A 21435-nucleotide genomic window follows, 5' to 3' on the forward strand; every position below is an offset into this window, starting at 1 on the left:
TGCTCCCGCAAGGGAAGCGTCTTGCCGGTCAGTTTGCCACGCTCGCCGGGATGTGGAATCGTCAATAACGACGAATACGCGAACACGCGCGCAACAACGGCCCGGGCCTAGGCCGGGACCGTTGCCGCGAAAGCCGGCGGCGTCGCTGCAAGCGCCTCGGCGAGCGCTTGGGACGTGCGCTCGCCGAGGTCGCCGGGTACCGGCTGCCCGCTGTCGGCCAGTGCCTGGGCCACGCTGACCACCTTGTCGGCACGGTAGTGGCGCCCGCTACCAATGGCGGCCTCGAAATCGTTGGCGCGGCCATTGATCTCCTGAGGATCGGCGCTGACCAGCAGCACGGCGTGCGCCAGCACCACGTGCAGGCTGGCGTCATCCGCGCCCGCCACGCGGCGCCAGTATTGCGCCGTGCCGGCAATCTTGCGGGCCCGCTCCGGCGGGCCCCAGGCCAGGTTGAAGCGGCCGTCGCAAAACGACCCATCCACCGCTTGCCAGTGCGTCTGCAACCCAAGGCGGCTCAATGCGGCGGCCAGCACCTCGCACAGATGCAGATAGGCCGGCTCGGCATGGGTCCCGGCGCCGCCGCGCACCGGATACGCCAGGCTCAGGTTGACGATGCCCGGGCCCTGCGGCACCAGCCCGCCACCTGACAGGCGCAGCCAGACCGGGCAGCCACGCGCGGCAAAGTCGGCGCGCGCGGCCTCCAGTTGCGCATGCCGCAGGTAGCTGCGCGGCACCACCAGCGAAACCGGCGCCTGCCACAGGTGCGCCAGCCAGCGGCCGGCGGATGCCTGCTCCAGCAGCGCCTGCTCGGCGTGCAAGGGATCGAGGTCGGTGGGATCGGGATCGAGGAATTCAAATCGCATGGCATGACCGGTAAGCGCCGGGGCGGAACGCGCAACGGCACGCGCACACGCCGGGCCGCACCGCGGCCCGGTGCCGGTCAATGGAAGGTGAAGCCACCGTCGACGTTGACCGACTGCCCGGTCACATTGTCCATGGTCGCGAAGAACAGCGCCATCCGGCCCATGTCTTCCGGCGTCTGCGCCCGCCCCTGCGGGATCAGCGTGAGCTGGTGGCGGGCCCAGGAATCCTCCACCGATTCGCCTTGCGCCTTCCATTCGTCGGAGAGGCGATCCCACATATAGGTGCGCACGATGCCGGGGCAGATCGCGTTGACGGTAATGCCGTCGCGCGCCACTTCCTTGGCCAGGGCGTTGGTGAAGCCAACCACCGCGAACTTGGAGGCGCTGTAGTGGGCAAGGTTGGGGAAGCCTTCCTTGCCGGCGATCGAGGCGACGTTGATGATCCGGCCCTTGTGCTGGGCTTTCATGTGTTCCAGCGCGGCCTGGCAACCGAGGAAGGTGCCTTTGGCGTTGACGTCCATGACAAAGTCCCAGTCGCGCTCGCTGAGTGCGTCGACAGGGTGGATACTGATGACGCCTGCGCAGTTGACCAGGATATCCAGGCCGCCGAGCTGGTCGAGTGCTTGCCTGACCATGGCGCGGTGCATCTCGGGTTTTGTCACATCGACCTTGAGGGTGCTCACCCGGCGGCCGAGCGCGCGCACGTCTTGCGCGGTTTCGCGCATGGCGTCTTCGAGCAGGTCGGCGATCAGGATATCAGCGCCGGCTTTGGCGAGTGTCAGGGCGATGCCGCGGCCGATGCCGCGCGCGCCGCCGGTGATGACGGCGACTTGTCCCTTCAGGGGTTCGTTCATGGGTGGTCTCCTAGCCTTGTTTTGTTGATTTTCTTCAGTGCATGCAGCCACGCAATGCGTCGCGCGACGCGCTGGCCTTCTCCCCTCTCCCGCTTCATGGGGGAGGGGAGCAAACCAGCGGGACTCCGCTTCGTCAGCCGCCGATATGCCGCTTGAGCAGCGCGTTGACTTCGTTGGCTTTCTCCATCTGGCTCATATGGCCGGCATCGTCGAACACCTTCACCGTCGCGCCGGCTGGCGCGTTGGCCGCATGCGACGCGGGGATGATCTGATCCTGCGCGCCCCAGATCACCAGCACAGGCTTGCCGGTATCGCCCAGCCTGTGACCGGGCAGTTCGGTTTGCCGGCCGCCACCGAACAGGCTGGCACCTAGTGTGCCGAGCGCTTCCGTAATGCCGTCCAGCCGCTTGTACTTGAGCAGGTCGTCCAGCATCTGGCGGCTGACCAGCCCGGCATCGGCGAACAACAGTTCCACCACCGGCTTGAGGTCGCGGCGGGATTGCGCGTTGACGAAGCCTTCGGTGTACTGGCTGTTGACCTCCTCGCCAAGGCCCGCCGGCGATACAAGCGCGACCGAGCGCACGCGTTGCGGCGCGTCCACCGCCAGCTGCGCGGCTACGCCGCCGCCCATCGAATGGCCCACCAGGTGGGCCTGGCCGATGTCGAGTGCATCCATGAAATGCGCGACGAACCCTGCCAGCGATGCGAGCGTGGTGCCGGGCAGCCTGGGGGTGGCGTGTCCGTGCGCCGGCAGGTCCAGCGCGATGACGGTGTGCGCATCGGCCAGCGCATCGAGGTTGAACAGCCAGTTGTCCAGGTCCCCGCCGAAGCCATGGATGAACAACACGGTGTCCGCACCCTCGCCGCGCTTTGCGTAGCGCGTGCGGATGCCGTCGACTTCAATGAACTGATAGGCCGAGGCGGCAGCGCCCTCCTCTTCCTCATCGGCCGCCGGCGTTTCATAGGCGGCGACAAAAGCGTCGATGTCCGCGTCGCTGACCTCGGGCGGCGCCAGCACGCCCAGCAGTGCCTTGACCGGCAGGATGTCGCCCACGGCCGCCACCTTGCGGCGCAGGGTGCCGGCGTCCGGCGCTTCCACCGCGTTGGCGATCTTGTCGGTCTCCACGTCGAGGATCGGCATGCCGACCGTGATCTGCGCGCCCTCCTCGACCAGCCAGTCGTTGATCGTGCCTTCTTTCATCGACAAGCCCCATTTGGGCATGACGATCGGGGTGATCTCGGCCATCAGTGTTTCCCTCCTTTCACGGTCTTGCGCGCGGCATCGGCGATGTGCGCCGCGCTGGGGATGTAGAGATCTTCCAGCGCGGGCGAGAACGGCACCGGCGTATGCGGCGGGCAGACCATCTCGATGCCGGCCTTGAGCGCGCCGAACGCGCGCTGCGCCACCTGTGCCGAGATGTCGGTGGCGATGTTGCAGCGCGGGCTGGCTTCATCCACCACCACCAGGCGGCCGGTGTGTTCCACCGACTCCAGTACCGTGTCGATATCCAGCGGCGAGAGCGTGCGCAGGTCCACGATCTCCGCTTCGATGCCCTCCTTGGCCAGTGTCGCCGCCGCCTCCAGCGCGCGGTGCACCATCAGGCCATAGGTGACGATGGAAACGTCCTTGCCGTCGCGCACGATGTTGGCCTCGCCAAAGGGGATCGCGTACGAGTTCTCCGGCACCTCGCCTTCGAAGCCATAGAGATTCTTGTGCTCGCAGAAGATGACGGGGTCGTTGTCGCGGATCGCCTGGATCAGCAGGCCTTTGGTGTCATATGGCGTGCTGGGGCACACCACCTTGAGGCCGGGGATATGCGTGAACAGCGGCGTGAGCATCTGGCTGTGCTGGGCGGCTGCGCGAAAGCCCGCGCCCACCATGGCGCGGATCACCACCGGCGTCTCGGCCTTGCCGCCGAACATGTAGCGGAACTTGGCCGCCTGGTTGAAGATCTGGTCGAAGCACACGCCCATGAAGTCGATGAACATCAGCTCGGCAATCGGGCGCATGCCGCAAGCCGCGGCGCCGATGGCCGCGCCCACATAGGCGGATTCGGACAGCGGCGTGTCCAGCAGGCGGTCGCCGTGCTTGGCGTACAGGCCCTTGGTCACGCCGAGCACGCCGCCCCAGGCGTCCTTCTCGCCGTCCGCGCCGGCGCCGCCGACGATGTCTTCGCCGAGCATGATCACGCTCGGGTCACGGGTCATTTCCTGGTCGATCGCTTCGTTGATCGCCAGCTTCATGCTTAATTTGCGGGACATGGTGTGGTCTCCTGATCGTGCTTGCTGTCGTTATGTCTCGGAATGGCTGAGGGCGCGCGCTTAGTAGCTGACGTACACATCGGTCAGCAGGTCGGCGGGCGTGGGGAACGGCGCCGCCTTGGCCTGCTGCACGGCGTCCTCGATCAGCGCGGCAACCTGCTCGTCGATGGCCTTGAGTTCGTCCGGCGCGATCACCCCTGCCTGGGTCACGGTGGCGGTGAACTTCTTCAGGCAGTCCTTGTTGGCGCGGATGTCGTCGAGCTCGCCGGAGGCGCGATAGGTTTGCGCGTCGCCTTCGAAGTGGCCGTAGAAGCGGACCATCTTGCATTCCAGCAGGGCCGGGCCACCACCTTCGCGGGCCCGCTTGATGACTTCGCCCGCCGCCTCATGGACCGCGAAGAAATCCGTGCCATCCACCGTCACGCCGGGGATGCCGAAGCCGGCGGCGCGGTCCACGTAGCTGTCCACCGCGGTGCCGTAGTCGCGCGCGGTGGATTCGGCGTAGCCGTTGTTCTCGATCACGAAAATTACCGGCAGGTTCCACACCGCGGCCAGGTTCAGGCTTTCCAGGAACGTGCCCTGGTTGGACGCGCCATCACCGGCAAAGGTGATGCCGATCTCGCCCTTGCCGCGAAACTTGGCGGCCAGCGCGGCGCCGCAGACCAGCGGCGCGCCCGCGCCCAGGATGCCATTGGCGCCCATCATGCCCTTGGACAGATCGGCGATATGCATGGAGCCGCCCTTGCCATTGCAGGAGCCACCCTTGCGCCCGTAGATCTCCTTCATCATCGCCACCGGGTCGACGCCCTTGGCGATGCAGTGGCCGTGGCCGCGGTGGGTGCTGGCGATGCGGTCGCCGTCGCCCAGATGGTGCAGGATGCCGACCCCGGCGGCTTCCTCGCCGGCGTAGAGGTGGACGAAGCCCGGGATGTCGCCGCGCCCGAAGTCCACGTGCAGGCGCTCTTCGAAATCGCGGATGGTGCGCATCCTGCGATAAACGGCGAGCAGTTCCTGCTTGTCGAGGGGCAGCGTGTTCCCGGTGGTACCGGATGCGTTGGCTGTCATGTCTGTCTCCTTCATGGTTTTGTGGTGGCGGTAGAAAGCTCGGTGAGTGGCTGGGGTGGGGAATGCTGTGGTGGCGGGGGTGGCGGCGCGCGCCCGCTGCGCATCAATCCGGCGGCGGCGGCATAGCGCATGCAGGCCGCCACGTCGATGCTCAGGAAGGCGCGCTCACGCAGCGTCACCGTGACTTCGTCCTGCGGGCCGAACACCAGCTCGCGCTCGCCGTCGAGCGCGACGATGCCGGCGCGCTGGCGCACGCGGTGCGCAACGCCGTCGGTCAGGCGTTCCCAGCCCGCGATAGGCACCGCGCGCAGCAGGCCGGGCGCAATCGGCGCGCGCAGATCGAAGCGGCCTTCGCCGCGCGCGGCCAGCTCGATCGCCAGGCCGCCGGGCTCATGCCTGCCCACGGGTTCCAGCAAGCCGCCGATGGCGGACAGCCCAATCGCCTGCGGATCGGCGAAGGACACGTAGACCGCGCCCAGCGTTTCGGTCTTCCACAAGGCGCGCGCGCCGATGAAATGCTCGTGGGAAATCACGGCGTCGACCAGCGCGATGTCGTGGCGCACCTCGCCCTCGCCGGCAATCGTGATATCGAGCCGCTTGTTGCCGGCCAGCGCATGCGCGGCGGGAATGCGGCCGCTGGCAAACAGCCCCGTGGCCAGCCCGGTGATGGTGGGCTCGCGCATTTCGGGGTAGGCGTTGTTGGTGCCGGTGGAGATGCCGGCAATCGGCACGTTGCCGCATTCGCGCACCACCGCGCGGTGGGTGCCATCGCCACCGAGCACGATAATGGCGGCAACGCCCGCCTCGCGCAGCATGCGTGCGGCCAGGAAGGTGTCGTCGACGCGCGCGGTGACCGGCATGTCAAGGTATTCCACCTCCGGCAGCGCGGCGTCCGGCCCCTGGCGGCGCGACAGGTGGCGCGCCAGCAGCACGCGCATGCCCTCGCGGTCCGGCATCATCAGCACGCGCCCAACCCCGCAGGCAGCCAGCGCGGCCAGCAAACGCAGCACGATATTGACGCGATCGGCCAGTTGCAGCGTGTTGGCGTTGGCGATTACGCGGCGGATATCGCGTGCGGAAATCGGGTTGGCGATGATGCCGACCAGTGGCCGGCCGGCCAGCGCTTGCTCACCCATGCCTGTCTCCTGTCTTTCTGGTTATGACAGGCATATCGCAACGGCCGTGCCACCCCGCATCGGCACGCCGGAGACGGCAAAAACTCGGGATTACCCCAGGTAAATGCGGGGCGCGCAGGGACTTTGCGGGCCATGCGCACGCCGCAGCGTGACAGGTGTCACAGCATCATGTGTAAAGGGGGTGAACAGGTGTAGCGGGGATCTTGCGCCGGGCAGGGAGGGCGGCGCGGGCGAGCCGCGCCGCCATGCTCGCTGGCTGGCTAATGCGCCGCGTCGCGCTGGTTGGGCGATGCGATGCCGTAGCGCGCCATGCGGCGGTACAGCGTCATCCTGCTCACGCCAATCTGGCGCGCCACCGCGCTCAGGTTCCAGCCAGCCGCGCGCAGGTATTGCATCAGCAGCATGCCTTCCGGCGGCAACTGATGCGGGTCGAAGCCGGGGGCCGGCAAGGCCGGCGCGCTGGCGGCTTCGGTGGCCGCGCTGCCCGGCGGGACGCTGGCGGAAACCGGAAGCAAGCCCTGCTGCGGCATCCCCTCGCCAATCCCTTCCGGGAGATCCTCCACCTCGATGTGGCCGTCGTCGCAGACCGCCCGCGCGTACTCCAGCGCATTGCGCAGCTCCCGCAGGTTGCCGGGCCAGCGGTGCGCGTGCAGCCGCGCGCGCGCCGCGGGCGACAGGCTCACGGTAGCTGGCTTGCCGCCCGCGTCCAGCATCTTGGCGATCAGCCAGTCCAGGTCCGTGCGCTCACGCAGCGGCGGCAGCATCAGCCGCGCGCCGTTGAGCCGGTAGTACAAGTCCTCGCGAAAGCGCCCGCTGCTCACCAGCTGGTCCAGCGGATGGTGCGTGGCGGAAATCACGCGCAGGTTGACCGGCACCGGGCGCGCCGCACCGATGGCAAGCACCTCGCCCTCGGCCAGCACACGCAGCAGGCGCGATTGCAGCTCGCGCGGCATGTCGCCGATCTCGTCGAGAAACAGCGTGCCGCCGTCAGCCTCCTGGATCAGCCCGCGCTTGGGCCGCGAGCCCGCGCCCGAAAAGCTGTTGGGCAGGTGGCCAAACAGTTCGCTCTCGATCAGGGATTCGGGAATCGCCGCGCAGTTCACCGCCACAAAGGGGCCGTCGCGGCGCGCGCTGGCCTGGTGCAGGGCCTTGGCCAGGTACTCCTTGCCGCTGCCAGTCTCGCCGTTGATCAGCAGGTTGATGGGCGAATCCACCAGCTTTGCGGCCCGCAGCAATTGCTGCTGCAATGCGGCATCGCCACCGCACAGCGCGGCCAGCGGCGCCTGCAGCGGCGTGGCCCGCTCGGCGGTATCACGCGCGCGCTGCCAGCGCAGCGCCGGTGGCATCACGCTCAGGTAAAGCCGCGCGCCGGTGCGGGCCAGCGCCAGCGCGCGCTGCTCGCTGGGGCGCGAATGCATGAAGCGGCCCAGCTCATCGAGCCGTGCCTCGAACAGCGACTCGAACGGCATGCCAAGCAGCGGCGCGCCACCCGGGGCCACGCCCAGCTCGGCCTCCAGCATCTGCTGCGCGCGGCGGTTATGGCCAACGATGCGGCCCGACGCATCGAGCGCGAGCAGGTATTCCGGGTTGACGTCGACAAACTCCGGCGCGGCATTGAGCTTGAGGATCCAGTCCTCGCGGTGGCTGCGCACGAAGCTGGCGTTCTCGATCCGGCTGGCGTAGATGCGCACCATCTGCAGCGCCAGGCCCTGGCTGTCCTTGGCCTGCGGCGAGGTCAGCGCGGATATGTCGAGGATGGCGCAGAGGCTGCCGTGCGAGTCGAACAGCGGCGCGGCCGTGCAGGTGAGCGGAATATGGGTGGCGTCGAAATGATCCGCCTGGTGCACGGTCAGCGCCTGGCCGGTGGCCAGCGCGGTGCCCACCGCGCAGGTGCCGGCGCCGGATTCGCTCCATTGCGCGCCCAGGTACAGGCCGGCGTGGCGCAGGCGGGCATCGGCGTTGGCGTCGCCCAGGTAATCCACCGTCACGCCCTGCGCGTCGGTCAGCAGCACCACGTAGCCCATGCCCGCCACCTGGCTATAGAGCGTCTGCAACCCGTGGCGGGCAATCCGCGCAAAATCGTCGATGCGCTGCTGGTGCTCGCGCAGCCGGGTCTGCGGCAGGATGCGCGCCTCTTGCATGCGCGCCGGATCCAGCCCGTACTGATGCACGCAGCGCCGCCACGAGTTCTGGATGATGGTTTCCGGCGCACGCACCATCGGCGCGCCGGCGCGGGTGGTGAGCTGGACTACCGTGTCGATGTGCTCGCGTTGCCGCAGGTCCATCGTGGTCTCCTTGTCGTCTCCTGGCGCGCTGCCGAGCCGGCGCGTGCCAACTCCCGGCTCTCGCATGGCCTCTGTTGCGCCGCAGGGTTGCAGCGTGGGCGGCCGGGAGTCCTAATGTATCCGACAGGGAGCGGCTTGGGCAAACCCGATCGCGCTGGCCGGGCGCGCGAGACGCGCGCCAAGTGCAGCCGGCGTTTCACGGCGGGAGGCCGCAATGGCAGGCTTTCCCAAGCCGATGTGCGCTGGTTGGCGCACGCGCTCGCTCAAGCGCCGAGCCGTTGCGCCAGTTCCGTCAAGCTATCCACCACCACATCCCAGTCCGACTCGGCCGCCAGGTCCTTCGCCTGGTTCGGCCCGTACTCCGTAGGCCGATTCACATAAGCGGTCCGCATGCCATGCGAGCGGCCATGCCGCAGGTCATTGTTGTGCGCCGCAACCAGCATCACCTCCTGCGGCTGCAGGTCGAAGAAGGCAATCACGCCTTGATAGATCTCCGCCTCCGGCTTGAAGTGGCGCACGATGTCCGCGCTGAACACCGCGTCCCACGGCAGGCCGGCATGCTTGGCCGTGTCGACCAGGCACTGCACGCTGCCGTTGGAAAAGGTGGAGATGATGTAGCGCTGCTTTAGCCGCGTGAGGCCGGGCACGGTATCCGGCCAGCCTCGGAGGCGGTGCCAGGCACGGTTGAGGTAGTCCTTCTCCGCTTCGCTCAGGTCCTCGATGCCGAACTGGTCAAGCAGCGCGTCGAGCCGTTCGCGGTGCAGCACGTCGATATTGGCCCATGGCCGCTCGCCCTTGCGCACGCGCTCCATGCCGGGCACGTAGCCGGCGCGCCAGGCGTCGGCAAAGGCGGTCCAGTCGGCCTCGATGCCCTTGTTCCGCCCGAATGCGGACAGGTCCGCGATCACGCTGGTACGCCAGTCCACCACGGTACCGAAGACGTCGAACACCAGCGCCTTGACCGCGCTCAGGTTCGCCGCCTTGCTACCGGCGCTGTTGCCGTGGCTCAATCTGTTTTCATGCATCCCTTATCTCCTCCGGGGTAGGCCAGCTCACGCGCTGGCTTGGTCCAGCAGCGCGATATCGCCGGCGCTCAGTGGCAGGCGCGTGGCGGCAATCAGGTCGTCCAGCTGCGCCAGCGAGGTGGCGCTGGCAATCGGCGCGGTAATGCTGGGGCGCGCGATCTGCCAGGCCAGCGCTACCTGCGTCGGGCTGGTGGCGGTGCGCGCCGCGACGTCGTCCAGCGCCGCCAGAATGCGCAGGCCGCGCGCATCGAGATAGGCCTTGACGCGCTGGCCGCGCGCGCCGCTCTTGGCAAGATCAGCCTCGGAGCGGTATTTGCCGCTGAGAAAGCCGCTGGCCAGTGCATAGTAGTTGAACACGCCCAGGCCTTCGCGCAGCACCAGCGGCTCAAGCTCGGCCTCATACTCGCTGCGGGTATAGAGGTTGTAGTGCGGCTGCAGGCTCTCGTAGCGCGGCAGGTTGTGGCGGCGGCTGGTTTCCAGCGCCTCGGCCAGACGCGCGGCGCTGTAGTTGGAGGCGCCGATGGCTCGCACCTTGCCGGCCTTGATCAGGCGGGCGTAGGCGTCCAGGGTTTCCTCGAGCGGCGTGTCCCGGTCTTCGTCGTCATGCGACTGGTAGAGATCGATGTAGTCAGTTTGCAGGCGCTGCAGCGACGCGTCGACGGCGCGTTCAATATAGGCGCGCGACAAACCCTTGCGGCCCTCGCCCATGTCCTTGCCCACCTTGGTGGCCAGCACCACCTCGGCACGTTTGCCGCTGCGCTTGAACCACTTGCCGATGATGGCCTCGGACTCGCCGCCCTGGTTGCCCGGCGCCCAGCGCGAGTACACGTCGGCGGTATCGATGAAGTTGAGCCCGGCGCCGACAAAGGCATCGAGCAGCTTGAAGGAGGTGGCCTCGTCGGCGCTCCAGCCGAACACGTTGCCACCAAATGCCAGGGGCGAGACTTCGAGCCCGGACCTGCCCAATTTGCGTGTGGTGATGCTTGAGGTCATGCGTTTTGCTCCGCGGGTTGCGTCGAGCCGCCCGTCATCCAGGCGCGGCGAAAGTCACATTGTAGGCAGGGATCGGAAAGCTTGCCGGCCCAGGCAAAAGCATCCCTTTGTTCACTTCTCTTTCCCCCATTCAAGTCCCAACGGTGATGGGTCGTTAACCGGCTGTGTCCAGGCTAGGCGCGGCGCGCGGGTTCGTCTCGCCTGTGCCTCTCTGTCAACACCTAGGTCAGGCCGATGCCGCGCCGCCGGCGCAAACCGGCTGCCCATACACGGTAAGCATGATCATGAATCGAATCTCGTTGAACGCCAAACTCTGGGCCGCGCTGGTGGCGATGTGGCTGGCCCTGCTGGCGCTGGGCACCTGGAGCGCCGTGCACACCCGCGCCACCATGATGGCCGAGCGCCGCGAGAGCCTGCAGTCCCTGGTGGCGACCGCCGAAGGCATCGTCAAGCTCTACGTGGACCGCGCCGCCAAGGGCACCGTGAGCATCGAGGACGCCCAGGCCGCGGCCAAGGATGCACTGCGCGTGATGCGTTTCGGCGACAAGGGCTACCTGTTCCTGCTCAACTCCAAGCCGCAGGTGGTGCTCAACCCCGGCCTGCCGGATACGGAAGGCAAGATCGTGGGCGACTTCAAGGACCCCGACGGCAAGCTGGTCTACCAGAGCATCGTCGATGCGGGCAAGGCGAGCGCGCGCGCCGGCGCCAGCCCCGATGACAGCTTCGTCACCTACCGTGGCCGCCTCCCGGGCACCGAGACGCCCGCGCGCAAGCTGACCTATGTGCGCTATGTGCCAGCATGGGACTGGCACGTGGCCACCGGCGTGTTCCTCAAGGACATCGAAAGCAGCTTCCGCGACAACCTGATCTCCGCCGCAATCAGCACCTTGCTGATCGGCGCGCTGGTATCGGCATTCATGCTGGCCATCATGCGTACCGTGCGCAAGAGCCTGGGCGGCGAGCCGGCCTACGCCACCGAAGTGGTCACGCGCATTGCCGACGGCGACTTCACGGTGCCGGTGCGCATTCGCGCGGGCGATGCGCACAGCCTGCTGGCGGCCATGCAGCGCATGCAGCAACGCCTGTCCGGCACGCTCGGCGAGATCCGCGGCGCCGCGGATTCGATCGCCTCGGCCACGCAGCAGATTTCCGCGGGCAATACCGACCTGTCGCAACGCACCGAGGAACAAGCCTCGGCGCTGGAGCAAACCGCTTCGAGCATGGAAGAGCTGACGGGCATCGTGCGCCAGAACGCGGACAATGCGCGCCAGGCCAGCTCGCTGGCGGTCAACGCTTCCGATATCGCGCAACGCGGCGGGCAGGTGGTCAACCAGGTGGTGACCACCATGGGCGAGATCAACGGCGCCTCGCGCCAGATCGTCGACATCATCGGCGTGATCGAAGGCATCGCCTTCCAGACCAACATCCTGGCGCTGAACGCCGCCGTGGAAGCGGCGCGCGCCGGCGAACAAGGCCGCGGCTTTGCCGTGGTGGCGGGCGAGGTGCGCAGCCTGGCCCAGCGCTCGGCCACCGCCGCCAAGGAGATCAAGGGCCTGATCGACAACTCGGTGGCCCAGGTGGACAACGGCTCGGCGCTGGTTGCCAAGGCCGGCCAGACCATGGAGGACATCGTTGGCGCGGTCAAGCGCGTGACCGACATCATGGGCGAGATCAGCGCGGCATCGAACGAGCAGAGCGCCGGCATCGAGCAGGTCGGGCAAGCGGTGAACCAGATGGACACCGTGACCCAGCAGAACGCGGCGCTGGTGGAACAGGCCGCCGCCGCGGCCCAAGCGCTGGCCGAGCAGGCGCAATCGATGATGCGCTCGGTGGCGTCGTTCCGGCTGGCGGCTTAGGGAGCGGGGCCGGGACCGCGACCGGGAAGAGGGAGAAGGGAGCAAGCCAGACAGCAAAAATGAGCCCGCGCCACACCGGCAGCGGGCTCATTTCATTTCCTGCTGGCGTCCAACGTCCGTCCGGGATTGGAAGCCTAAGAGGCACCCCTTTCAAGGTGATTAAACGACACGTCCAGCCTTGATGACACGAGCGGTAGAAACATGCCGCCGTGCTACGCATCCGGCCACATAGCCTTTCTTCTTCGGCGCTTTCGGTCCCCGCGTATGCTTGCGCATCGCGCGGGAATCAACGTGTGTCGCCATCTTGATCAACTCGCGCCCTTAGCTTACGACACAGCAAAATGAAGGAAATGGTTTGGCCGAGAGAGGTCCCCTGTCCCTCACCACGGAAGCCGAACCTTGACGCTATCCCGATGCTCGGCGATATAGAGCGAGGGCAGGAAGCGAGAAAGGAAGGTGAATTCGTTGTAGCAATGCATAAGCAGTGCCTGTCCGAACGCATCGGGAAAAGCCGCCTTGATCTCCTCGGCGCTATGCCCTTGCGCGGGCATATCCTCGCCAAGGTAGAAATGACTCCTCAGCGTCATTCCCGATGGCGTATCGCGTCCCATGTGCAACAGCCGGCCGCCAAGTATTTCACCGCTACCGGTGCGTTCAGGCGCATCCCCCATGCCTACCCGGCCGCAAACCGCCGCGCTGATGGCGCCCCGGTCCCTGGCATCGTCGTACGCCGCAGCATCGAAATACTCATGGGGATGACGAAACTGAATGGCGAGCTTTTCCGCTGGCGATCCGGAGAAATGCTCCTCGACCAGATGAATGGACCCGATATGTGTCCCGTCTTGAGCCTCTGCCCACTCGCTGGAGACATGGTCGGCCGGATGCCACCAGATGTACTGCTGCGTATTTGGGCGAAAGCGGAACCACCATTCAAACATTTCCCCCGTACAGCCGTGTAGTTCCGTGCGGCAGGCCACGTGCAAGACGCCGCTTGCGAGACGTTCATAGCCGGTCTCCAGGGCAAGCGGAGCCGGATCGAGCAAGGCGTGCGCTTCAGACAAATCCATCCCAATCTCCTTCAAAAAAAGAACACCAACTGACTGTCACCTTAGAACCGCGTGGCCATCCCTATACGCCCGATGGCCTGACTGGATCCGGACGACGCCGCGTCTGGCCCGAAGAGTCCGTTGATCCATGCCTGTGCGCCGTGGTCGCCGACAGCATGCTGGTAGACGCCTTCCAGGTAGACCGAGGTACGTTTCGACAGCGCATACATCAAGGTCGACGTGACCTGTTGCGCTTTGTTGTGGCTGAGCTGTGCATTTCCCTTCATCCACTGGTAGTTGGCGCCAAGTGTCAGGCCGCCTGAGAGGGTCCAGTTTGCGCCCGCCTGCACGACGTTCACCATTGCACCGGAGAATGTGTTGCGCGTGTTCGTGTAAAGAATGTGGGCCAGCACCGAAGGGAATCCATAGTGCGCGCCCACGCCGATGTTGCGTATGCCGTCCCGGCCATTGTTGATCGCGCTATAGCGCGCGTCCGTGACGGCAGCGCCAAGCGCCAGCGGGCCGCGCTCATAGTTCACTCCGGCGCTGGCGGTCCGCCCAGAGGTTGTAGAGCCTGCGATCTCACCGAAACCATACAAGGCGCCAAGAGTGAAGCCTCCAGTTGACGGTGTCACATACTTGACGGAATTTGCTACGCGTGTGGAGGCGCCGACGCGATCGAAGTCGGTCGCTCCGGTTGGATTATTCGGAATACCGAGGCCAGTGAACGGACCATTCCGGAAATTGTAGAAGCCGCCATATAGCAGGCCACCGTCAAGACCGGAGAACAATAGGGATTCAGTCATGAAGTCGTACTGGTTCCCCAGGGAAATTCTCCCCCAGGATATATTGCCAAGACCGACTAATGCCTGCCTGGCGAAGAGCGAACCGTTCGACGGAATCGTTGCTCCATTGTCATTGCTGAACTGGCTGGCCAGTTCAAAGAATACCTTGCTGCCTCCGCCAATGTCCTCGTTTCCGCGCAGCCCGAAAATGCTTGGCACATACACCCCGGTATCGAGCAATACGCCCCGTTTGCCGGCTTGATTGCTTACATACGTCACACCGGCATCGAGCATGCCGAACAGGGCTACGCTGCTCTGGGCGCAAGCGCCGGCACCGAATCCAAGACACGGCAGCGCCAACAGCCATGTTGCCTTTACGGTCTTCGTTGTTTTCATTGTCGTCTCCTCGTTATATTCTTGTACGCTGCGCTGCGGGCGCGAACTGCGGAGCGCCCTAAGGAACGTGGCGCCATCACGCATCAGTCATCACCGGTTGCCAGCAACGTCCGCTGCCCGCCGTTCACCCTCCCGCGCAGGCCGGGCACCTGGGTTGGCGGCGGCCGGAAGGTGCCAGCGTGTGGGCAGAAATGCAATGCCATGGCGCGCGGCGAGTTCCCCCCAGATTCCCTTGGGATAGAAACGCATCACGACGATGCCGATCAATCCCAGAAGAATCAGGTAGGTGCTACCGGTATCGGCAAGGTACTGCCGCATCACGAAATAGACGATGCAGCCAATGATCGGGCCCTCAAGCGTGCCGATTCCGCCAATCACCACGATGAAGATGATGTAGCCGGTCCAGTTGATGTCGAACGCGGAAGCCGGCGAAATACGCAGCTTGGTCAGGAAGATAAACGCGCCCAGCATGCCGTAGGCAGCGCTGACCACGACATAGACAGCGAACTTGAGGTGCCGCTGATGAATCCCCATGGTGGACGCCGCGCTCTCATTGTCTCGAATCGCGCAGAGGGCGAGACCATACTTCGACCTGAGCATGCGGTAGGCGCCATAGTTCACCGCGACGGCAAGCAGCAGGGCGATGAGATAGAGCAGCATGTCGCGGCTCATCCAGCCGAGGTCGAGGGAGCGCACCGCATCCAGGGGAATGCTGATTCCCGACCCGGCACCAAGCGCGCTCGCTTGCGAAAATGCCAACCGGAACACCTCGGCGATTACCCAGGTCCCGATCGCCAGGTATGGTCCGGCCAGGCGAAAGACCGCAAATGCGACGATGCACGCCATGCCGGCAGCGAATAACCCGGCCAGGACGATCGACGCCAGTGGCGGCATCTTGAAGAAGATCGCCAAGGCAAAAAGAACATACCCCCCGCTGCCAAGGTAGGCCTGCTGTCCGAGCGACATGAATCCGCCATAGCCAGCCAGGATGTTCCAGAGCTGTGCGAGCGCGACGAAATAGAAGAACTCGACGAGCATGGACTGCTGTCCCGCATCGAGGACGAAAGCCAGTGCGGCCAGCGCAACGGCCGTGGCCGCAAAGGCGCCGTCGGTGCGCGAAAGCCTCGGCGCGCTGGCAGGCAGCGCCGAGGGGGATGTCAGGTGTGCGCTCATTGGTTGCCTCGTTGGGGAAATAGTCCGTTGGGCGCGATCAACAGCACCACGAGAAACAGCAGATGGCCGGCAAGGAGTTGCCAGTCGGGGTCAAGTGATGCGCCGATGCTCTGAGCGACGCCGAGCGCGATGCCGCCGGCAAGGGTGCCCCACAGCGAACCCAGGCCGCCGATGACCACCGCTTCAAACGCAAAGATCAACCGGTCCGGTCCACTGGCCGGATCGAAACTCGCCCGCGTCCCCATGAAGACGGCGGCGATGCCAACGACGGCCATCGATATGCCGGTCGCCAGCGCGAAGAGGTTGCGGTGATTGATACCCATCCAGCCAGCCGCCTCCGCGTCATCGGAAGTTGCCCTGAATGCCCGCCCGATGGCGGTGCGTCGCAGCATGAACTGGAGCGCGCCAAGAACGGCAATTGCCGCCAGTAACGTGATCACCGGGAGGATGCCGACGGCGATGCCGCCGCCGAGGGGCACGCTCATTGTCTCGATCGAGCCGCCAGGAAGCTTCCTGGAGTCCGCCGAGAACATATCAAGGAGACCATTCTGCAGGACGATGGACAGCCCGAACGTCAGCAGCATCGGACGCAGCACGTTGGCGCCCATGGCGCCGTTCAGTAGGGCGCGCTGCAAGACATAGCCGATCGCAAACATGACCGGGACGGTTAGCAGCAGCGAGGAAAATGAAGTCTCCGCCCCTGGGATGCGAATGGCAAAAGCAAGGAATGCCGCCAGCACGATCAGGTCGCCGTGCGCGACGTTGACTAACCGCATGACACCGAAAATGAGCGACAGCCCGCTGGCATACAAGGCGTAGAGGCCGCCCAGAAGAATGCCCTGAACAACCACATCGATCCAGCCCGTCATTGTTCTTCTCCAAAATACGCGCGTCCGATCTCTTCCTTGCTGGCCGATGCGGATTTGCCGGATAGCGTGACCCGCCCCTTCTGCATGCAGTAGTAGCGGTCCGAGAAGCGAAGCGCCTGATGAATATCCTGCTCGACGATCAGCAGAGTCGTGCCTTCCTCCTTGAGGGTTGCGAGGTGGCCATACATCTCTCGAATGATCTTGGGCGCTAGGCCCAGCGACAGCTCATCGCACATCAGCATGGAGGGGTTCGACATGAGCGCACGCCCGATGGCGACCATCTGCTGCTCGCCACCGCTCAGGGACGTCACGTTCTGCCGGCGCCGCTCTGCGAGCCGGGGAAACATCGTGTAGACGCGTCCCAGATTCCACGGGCCCGGCCGCCTGGCGTATGCCCCGATCTGCAGGTTTTCCTCCACGCTCAGGCTCGGAAACATGCGGCGCCCCTCGGGAACGAGCGCAATGCCCTTGCGCACCACTTGCGCTGCACTGTCGTGTCCGAGACTGTGTTCGCATAGGCGGATCGCGTCGTGCCTGACAGGGAGCGCTCCAGAGATCGCCTTGAGCAAGGTCGATTTCCCAGCCCCATTCGCACCGATGATCGCCACCGACTCGCCTTGCCGGATCGTCAAGCTCAAGGCGAACAGCGCCTGAAAGTCACCGTAGTACGCATCGAGTTCATGAATGCTAAGCATGGGCTTCCACCTCAATACCCAAATACACATCCCGCACCGCGGCGCTGTGCATCACAGCCGACGGCTCGCCTTCCATGAGCTTCTTGCCGAAGCTCAGCACCATCAGCCGGGAGACAACCGCCAGGAGCGCATGCACGACGTGCTCGATCCAGATGATGGCGGTGCCTTGGGCGTGGATGCATTGAATGGTTGCAACCAGTTCCGCCGCCTCGCCCTCCGTCAGGCCGCCTGCAATTTCGTCGAGCAACAGGACCTTCGGGCGGGTCGCCAGCGCTCGCGCCAGTTCCAGTCGCTTGCGTTCGAGCAGCGACAGCGCAGCCGCCGGCTTGTCGGCATGGCGGAGCAACCCGGTCAGTGCCAGCGTTTCGTAGCAGTGCTGCTGAGCTCGGCGCGCGTCCAACCTGGCGCCAAAGAATGCGCCCACGAGCAGGTTTTCGAATACCGTCAGCTGGGAAAAAGGCCGGGGGATCTGGTACGTTCGCCCGATCCCGGCAATCGCCCGCTCGTTTGGAGTTGCATTGGTGACGTCCCGCCCTTCCAGCAGGATACGGCCGCTGTCCGCGCGGATGTTGCCGCTCAGCAGGTTGAAGAAACTGCTCTTTCCGGCACCGTTGGGGCCAATGACGCCCAGCGCTTCGCCCTCACCGAGCGCAACGGACAAATTGTCGGCGACCGTCACCGCGCCGAATCGCTTCACCAGCATTTCGGCGGAAAGGACACAATGATCCATACGACCCCTCAGGTGAGAATTGCCAGGCGCTTCTGCACGCCGATATCCTTCGCAAGCGTTGCGCTCACGATCTGCAGATCCAGTGGATGCCTGTTGCCCGCGGTCCATTGCGCGCCTACCAGCGGCGTCTTGGTGACGTTCTTGACCGGGCTCCCAGTCCACTTGACGGGACCGACGGCCGACGCGTAGTCGGTAGCGCGGATCGACGTGACAATCGCCTGTGGCGTCAGCGCGGCGCTCCGCTTGAGCACGTCAAGTGCGACCTCGAACAAGGACAGCGTTGCGCCAAGGGGTTGCACCCACTGCCGGCCGGTAGCCGCTTCATAGGCAGCGGCAAACTGTGCGCTGGTTTCGCCGGTCAGTGTGGAGCGATAAGGATAGGCGGGCGACCACGCCACCTCCGTGGACAAGCCGACGCCTCGTGGCCCGAGTCCTGCAACCGCGGAAGGAAAGAGCAGCGCCTTGGCAAAGGTCACGATCTTCGGCTTGAAACCCTGCTGGGCTGCCTGGCTCCAGAATGTAGCGAACGCTGCGGGCGGCAGGACGCCCGTCACGATCTCCACGTTCGCCGCCTTGAACGCGCGGATCTGCGCTGAGAAGTCATTGGCGGTCGGCTGAAACCGGCCAAGGTCGACGAGCTTGTAGCCTTTCGCGGCAAGCGCCGCCGGAAAGCCAAATGCCTTGTCACTGAACGCGTTGCCTTCTGCATCGTTCGGCCAGAGCGCTCCGACGGTGCGATTGGTGGCGGCGCCGGCGCTGTCCCAGATGGCCGTATATACCGCGATCAGGTCTTCCAGTCCCCAGCAAAAGTGATACGTGTACTCGAAGCCCTTCGCCGGCGAACCGCCTCGCCCGAAGTAGTAAGGTTGCCACGGGCAGTTCGTTGTGATGCAGGGGATCCGGCCCAGTTCGCATTGATCGGATACGGGGTTGACGGTGTCCGCAGTGCACGCGGACACAATCATGTCCACCTTGTCGTCCTTGATCAGGCTTGCCGTGACTTCGGCAGCGCGATTCGGATTCGACTGGCTATCCTTTTCGATGATCAGTACAGGATGCACATTGCCCGCTACAGAGATGCCGTTCGCAATCGCTGCGCGCACGCGCTGCAGGATGAATCCATCGGTCTCTGCGAACGGGGCGAGCGGCCCTGTTCGAGGGCTCACATAGCCAATCTTCAGCGGCCGCGCGGCCGCTGAAGCGGGCCGGATCGATTGCACGCCGACCGTGGACGCGCCCAGTGCTACCAGGCCGCGCAAGGTGGCGCGGCGCCCGGCGGAGTGCATTTGGTGGGCAGTGCCACCTTCCATTTCCTTCTTCATGTCTTGTCTCCTGTCATGCTTATGTCAGCGCGGCTCTTCTTTGGAACCGCTTGCCTTTCGTACCTGCCGCTCCGGGCAGGGCGAATCACTATCCGGCTGTATAGCCTCCGTCGATGTATAGCGTCTGGCCGGTGCAAAACTCCGACGCCCTGGAAAGCAGGAACTGCAACGCCCCGACGAGATCCTCGGGCTCTCCCAGGCGCCCGAGCGGAATACGCGCGAGCATCCCTTCGCGCGCCGCGCGGCCGCGATCGTCATCGGCGAACATCCATGCCGTGAGCTCGGATCGGAACACCGTCGGCGCGATGGCGTTGACGTTGATGCCGTAGCGGCCCAGCTCGCATGCCAGTGTCCGCGTCAAGCCATCGATCGCAGCCTTTGAGGGACAGTAGGCCGAGTAACCGGCGGCAAGCCCGAGCTTGCCGCGCGTGGACGACAGCAGGACAACCCTGCCGCGCTGCGCCATCTCGATACAGTGGGTGGCGAAGGCCTTGCAGACCAGCCACGATCCGCGCACGTTGGCTGCCATTACGTGGTCCCACTGTTCCGTGGTCATATCCTGGATCGGCGCGGGATCGTTGGTACCCGAGCCGACGACGACGAAATCGATGGCACCGAACTGCGCAACCGCTTCGTCGATCAGGTTGCGGGCATTGGCTTCCGTGTCGGGCCTGCATGCCATGGCCTTGACCCGGTTGCCGTCGGCATTCAATTGCACTTCGAGTTCGCGCAGCGCCTGCGCATTTGCCCCCGCGATCACGAGTCTCGCGCCGGCATCGGCCAGGCTATGTGCCGCAGCCCGTCCGAACGCGCCGGTGGCACCGGTGATCACGCCTACCTTGCCTGACAAGCCAAAGGTGGCACTGGTACTAGCCATTGTTTCCTTCTCCTGTAGATTGGCTCCCGGGCAAGGCCGAAGCCAGGATCACGAGCATCGAGGCCGGCAACCTGGAATCGTTCCTGATGCTTCGCCCTTCGCCGGCCGGAATCACGCACGAGTCCAACGCCTTGAGCACGACGTCCCCGCCGGCGGTGGTGAGCGTGATCTCACCGCTCAGCACCACGTAGACCTTCTCTGTCGGCCCTGCGTCCCATTGCGCACCGCCCTCGGGCAAAAAGTGCGACAGGCCTACCCAAAAATGCTCCACGTGCGTGGCATCGAGCCCCTGCAAGCGCAGGGACCGCATGTCGAAATGCCTGGCCGCGTCATAGCGAGCGGCGGCATGCAGTCGTTTGACTTCCATGGCCGCGTCCGTTACAGACCGCTTTCGATACGGAAGGACTGGCTCTTGTCCTGCATCGCCACCACGCGCACGATGCATCCGTCGCCCTTTACCCAGCGCCAGGGGAACGCCGCTATGGTCACCCGCTTCCCGGTCACCTTGTCGAGATCGCCCCCGACATTCTCGATACCAGGGATACCCGCCTCGAGCAGTGCACGATGCGCCGGCTCCCAATACGGAAAGTCCTGCTCGACGGAGCGGCCCATTTCACGCTCATACTCCTCGCATACCCGCGGCAAGAGCGGGCCGACACCGTGGCGCCCGATAGCAGTGCCCAGCGGATGATCAAGGGCTTGCTGGTCGACGCCCACCATCTTCACGCCTTTTTCGGCCAGCCATTCGCCCGCTTCCTTGTACAGGCCAGGAGAGTAGGCGTAGTACTGGCTGTTGTCGCCATAGTGATGGTGCCAGCCGGTGTTGATCATGACGATGTCGCCCCTCTGGATCTTCGGATAGGCATTCTCCAGGTCCTTGGCCGTGATCACCTCCCACTTTTTCTTGGGAATGCTGACCACCACGCCTGTGCCGAAGAAACGGTCCAGCGGGATCTCGTCCAGGAACGGCGTGCCTTCGATCACGTGCGCAGGCGCATCGATATGCGTACCGCTGTGCATGACGGTGGTAATGCGTTGCGTCAGCACCCCGGACTTCGCCATGTAATGGATCCGCTCGATCTTCACGTCTTCGAAGTACGGCCAGTTAGGTACGCCGTGACCCCAGGGGTGGCTCAGTTCGACGAATTCGACGCCGTCGGTATTGGAAGGGGGCGTGGCGGGGTATGCGGATATCGACATGAT

20 protein-coding genes are annotated in these 21435 nt (G+C 65.1%); 1 reads left to right on the forward strand and 19 read right to left on the reverse strand.

Going from position 1 to position 21435, the window contains the following annotated elements; all coding sequences use genetic code 11:
- Window positions 1-107: 107 nt before the first annotated feature.
- The 9 genes from AC1RQC_RS12240 to AC1RQC_RS12280 form a co-directional block, all read right to left on the reverse strand.
- Window positions 108-863 carry a lipoyl protein ligase domain-containing protein gene (locus AC1RQC_RS12240; RefSeq protein WP_492376762.1) on the reverse strand — a complete coding sequence of 252 codons (756 nt, stop codon included), beginning with the start codon at window positions 861-863 and terminating at the stop codon, window positions 108-110.
- Window positions 864-940: 77 nt separating this feature from the next.
- The gene (locus tag AC1RQC_RS12245; RefSeq protein WP_492376761.1) at window positions 941-1717 is read right to left on the reverse strand and encodes an SDR family NAD(P)-dependent oxidoreductase; all 777 of its coding nucleotides are present in this window, start codon (window positions 1715-1717) and stop codon (window positions 941-943) included.
- 133 nt (window positions 1718-1850) lie between these two features.
- On the reverse strand, window positions 1851-2963 hold the full coding sequence (locus AC1RQC_RS12250; protein WP_253932168.1) for an acetoin dehydrogenase dihydrolipoyllysine-residue acetyltransferase subunit: 1113 nt from the start codon (window positions 2961-2963) through the stop codon (window positions 1851-1853).
- Window positions 2963-3979, reverse strand: coding sequence for an alpha-ketoacid dehydrogenase subunit beta (locus AC1RQC_RS12255; RefSeq protein WP_006157630.1), 1017 nt, complete (start codon window positions 3977-3979; stop codon window positions 2963-2965). The genes AC1RQC_RS12250 and AC1RQC_RS12255 overlap by 1 nt, the downstream gene beginning before the upstream one ends.
- A gap of 60 nt (window positions 3980-4039) precedes the next feature.
- Complete coding sequence (locus AC1RQC_RS12260) at window positions 4040-5044, reverse strand: thiamine pyrophosphate-dependent dehydrogenase E1 component subunit alpha (protein ID WP_492808355.1); 1005 nt, start codon at window positions 5042-5044, stop codon at window positions 4040-4042.
- Window positions 5045-5055: 11 nt separating this feature from the next.
- The gene (locus AC1RQC_RS12265; RefSeq protein WP_492826001.1) at window positions 5056-6180 is read right to left on the reverse strand and encodes an ATP-NAD kinase family protein; all 1125 of its coding nucleotides are present in this window, start codon (window positions 6178-6180) and stop codon (window positions 5056-5058) included.
- A 260-nt stretch (window positions 6181-6440) separates the two neighbouring features.
- Complete coding sequence (locus AC1RQC_RS12270) at window positions 6441-8465, reverse strand: sigma-54-dependent Fis family transcriptional regulator (RefSeq protein WP_492374821.1); 2025 nt, start codon at window positions 8463-8465, stop codon at window positions 6441-6443.
- A 263-nt stretch (window positions 8466-8728) separates the two neighbouring features.
- Complete coding sequence (locus AC1RQC_RS12275; RefSeq protein WP_492883469.1) at window positions 8729-9490, reverse strand: haloacid dehalogenase type II; 762 nt, start codon at window positions 9488-9490, stop codon at window positions 8729-8731.
- Window positions 9491-9517: 27 nt separating this feature from the next.
- The gene (locus tag AC1RQC_RS12280) at window positions 9518-10483 is read right to left on the reverse strand and encodes an aldo/keto reductase (RefSeq protein WP_492883471.1); all 966 of its coding nucleotides are present in this window, start codon (window positions 10481-10483) and stop codon (window positions 9518-9520) included.
- 284 nt (window positions 10484-10767) lie between these two features.
- Here AC1RQC_RS12280 and AC1RQC_RS12285 point away from each other — a divergent pair, with 284 nt between their 5' ends.
- Window positions 10768-12339, forward strand: coding sequence for a methyl-accepting chemotaxis protein (locus AC1RQC_RS12285; protein ID WP_492883473.1), 1572 nt, complete (start codon window positions 10768-10770; stop codon window positions 12337-12339).
- 380 nt (window positions 12340-12719) lie between these two features.
- On the opposite strand, the gene AC1RQC_RS12290 is transcribed toward AC1RQC_RS12285, so the two are convergent.
- The 10 genes from AC1RQC_RS12290 to AC1RQC_RS12335 all read right to left on the reverse strand — a co-directional run bounded on the left by AC1RQC_RS12290 (window position 12720) and on the right by AC1RQC_RS12335 (window position 21432).
- On the reverse strand, window positions 12720-13406 hold the full coding sequence (locus AC1RQC_RS12290) for a DAPG hydrolase family protein (RefSeq protein ID WP_458766764.1): 687 nt from the start codon (window positions 13404-13406) through the stop codon (window positions 12720-12722).
- 41 nt (window positions 13407-13447) lie between these two features.
- Entirely contained in the window at window positions 13448-14566 is a 1119-nt protein-coding gene (locus tag AC1RQC_RS12295) for a porin (protein ID WP_492808366.1), read from the reverse strand.
- Between the two features lie 90 nt (window positions 14567-14656).
- Window positions 14657-15739, reverse strand: coding sequence for a branched-chain amino acid ABC transporter permease (locus AC1RQC_RS12300; protein WP_492374818.1), 1083 nt, complete (start codon window positions 15737-15739; stop codon window positions 14657-14659).
- Window positions 15736-16608: a branched-chain amino acid ABC transporter permease gene (locus AC1RQC_RS12305; protein WP_492808368.1), complete on the reverse strand. Its 873-nt coding sequence runs from the start codon at window positions 16606-16608 to the stop codon at window positions 15736-15738. Before AC1RQC_RS12305 ends, AC1RQC_RS12300 begins: the two co-directional genes overlap by 4 nt.
- The gene (locus AC1RQC_RS12310) at window positions 16605-17303 is read right to left on the reverse strand and encodes an ABC transporter ATP-binding protein (RefSeq protein WP_492808370.1); all 699 of its coding nucleotides are present in this window, start codon (window positions 17301-17303) and stop codon (window positions 16605-16607) included. The genes AC1RQC_RS12305 and AC1RQC_RS12310 overlap by 4 nt, the downstream gene beginning before the upstream one ends.
- On the reverse strand, window positions 17296-18033 hold the full coding sequence (locus tag AC1RQC_RS12315) for an ABC transporter ATP-binding protein (RefSeq protein ID WP_492808372.1): 738 nt from the start codon (window positions 18031-18033) through the stop codon (window positions 17296-17298). Before AC1RQC_RS12315 ends, AC1RQC_RS12310 begins: the two co-directional genes overlap by 8 nt.
- Before the next feature lie 8 nt (window positions 18034-18041).
- Complete coding sequence (locus AC1RQC_RS12320) at window positions 18042-19292, reverse strand: ABC transporter substrate-binding protein (RefSeq protein WP_492883475.1); 1251 nt, start codon at window positions 19290-19292, stop codon at window positions 18042-18044.
- 151 nt (window positions 19293-19443) lie between these two features.
- On the reverse strand, window positions 19444-20232 hold the full coding sequence (locus tag AC1RQC_RS12325) for an SDR family NAD(P)-dependent oxidoreductase (protein WP_492808375.1): 789 nt from the start codon (window positions 20230-20232) through the stop codon (window positions 19444-19446).
- On the reverse strand, window positions 20225-20599 hold the full coding sequence (locus AC1RQC_RS12330) for a cupin domain-containing protein (protein WP_416051174.1): 375 nt from the start codon (window positions 20597-20599) through the stop codon (window positions 20225-20227). Before AC1RQC_RS12330 ends, AC1RQC_RS12325 begins: the two co-directional genes overlap by 8 nt.
- An 11-nt stretch (window positions 20600-20610) precedes the next feature.
- Complete coding sequence (locus AC1RQC_RS12335) at window positions 20611-21432, reverse strand: cyclase family protein (RefSeq protein ID WP_492374811.1); 822 nt, start codon at window positions 21430-21432, stop codon at window positions 20611-20613.
- Between the last annotated feature and the right edge of the window lie 3 nt (window positions 21433-21435).

It is taken from the genome of Cupriavidus sp. GW822-FHT03E04 (genome assembly GCF_058801495.1).

What these genes read in the sequence shown, in the direction of transcription:
- AC1RQC_RS12240 (WP_492376762.1), bottom strand. Translation starts at nt 863, where the DNA reads ATGCGATTTGAATTCCTCGATCCCGATCCCACCGACCTCGATCCCTTG.
- AC1RQC_RS12245 (WP_492376761.1), bottom strand. Translation starts at nt 1,717, where the DNA reads ATGAACGAACCCCTGAAGGGACAAGTCGCCGTCATCACCGGCGGCGCG.
- AC1RQC_RS12250 (WP_253932168.1), bottom strand. Translation starts at nt 2,963, where the DNA reads ATGGCCGAGATCACCCCGATCGTCATGCCCAAATGGGGCTTGTCGATG.
- AC1RQC_RS12255 (WP_006157630.1), bottom strand. Translation starts at nt 3,979, where the DNA reads ATGTCCCGCAAATTAAGCATGAAGCTGGCGATCAACGAAGCGATCGAC.
- AC1RQC_RS12260 (WP_492808355.1), bottom strand. Translation starts at nt 5,044, where the DNA reads ATGACAGCCAACGCATCCGGTACCACCGGGAACACGCTGCCCCTCGAC.
- AC1RQC_RS12265 (WP_492826001.1), bottom strand. Translation starts at nt 6,180, where the DNA reads ATGGGTGAGCAAGCGCTGGCCGGCCGGCCACTGGTCGGCATCATCGCC.
- AC1RQC_RS12270 (WP_492374821.1), bottom strand. Translation starts at nt 8,465, where the DNA reads ATGGACCTGCGGCAACGCGAGCACATCGACACGGTAGTCCAGCTCACC.
- AC1RQC_RS12275 (WP_492883469.1), bottom strand. Translation starts at nt 9,490, where the DNA reads ATGCATGAAAACAGATTGAGCCACGGCAACAGCGCCGGTAGCAAGGCG.
- AC1RQC_RS12280 (WP_492883471.1), bottom strand. Translation starts at nt 10,483, where the DNA reads ATGACCTCAAGCATCACCACACGCAAATTGGGCAGGTCCGGGCTCGAA.
- AC1RQC_RS12285 (WP_492883473.1), top strand. Translation starts at nt 10,768, where the DNA reads ATGAATCGAATCTCGTTGAACGCCAAACTCTGGGCCGCGCTGGTGGCG.
- AC1RQC_RS12290 (WP_458766764.1), bottom strand. Translation starts at nt 13,406, where the DNA reads ATGGATTTGTCTGAAGCGCACGCCTTGCTCGATCCGGCTCCGCTTGCC.
- AC1RQC_RS12295 (WP_492808366.1), bottom strand. Translation starts at nt 14,566, where the DNA reads ATGAAAACAACGAAGACCGTAAAGGCAACATGGCTGTTGGCGCTGCCG.
- AC1RQC_RS12300 (WP_492374818.1), bottom strand. Translation starts at nt 15,739, where the DNA reads ATGAGCGCACACCTGACATCCCCCTCGGCGCTGCCTGCCAGCGCGCCG.
- AC1RQC_RS12305 (WP_492808368.1), bottom strand. Translation starts at nt 16,608, where the DNA reads ATGACGGGCTGGATCGATGTGGTTGTTCAGGGCATTCTTCTGGGCGGC.
- AC1RQC_RS12310 (WP_492808370.1), bottom strand. Translation starts at nt 17,303, where the DNA reads ATGCTTAGCATTCATGAACTCGATGCGTACTACGGTGACTTTCAGGCG.
- AC1RQC_RS12315 (WP_492808372.1), bottom strand. Translation starts at nt 18,033, where the DNA reads ATGGATCATTGTGTCCTTTCCGCCGAAATGCTGGTGAAGCGATTCGGC.
- AC1RQC_RS12325 (WP_492808375.1), bottom strand. Translation starts at nt 20,232, where the DNA reads ATGGCTAGTACCAGTGCCACCTTTGGCTTGTCAGGCAAGGTAGGCGTG.
- AC1RQC_RS12330 (WP_416051174.1), bottom strand. Translation starts at nt 20,599, where the DNA reads ATGGAAGTCAAACGACTGCATGCCGCCGCTCGCTATGACGCGGCCAGG.
- AC1RQC_RS12335 (WP_492374811.1), bottom strand. Translation starts at nt 21,432, where the DNA reads ATGTCGATATCCGCATACCCCGCCACGCCCCCTTCCAATACCGACGGC.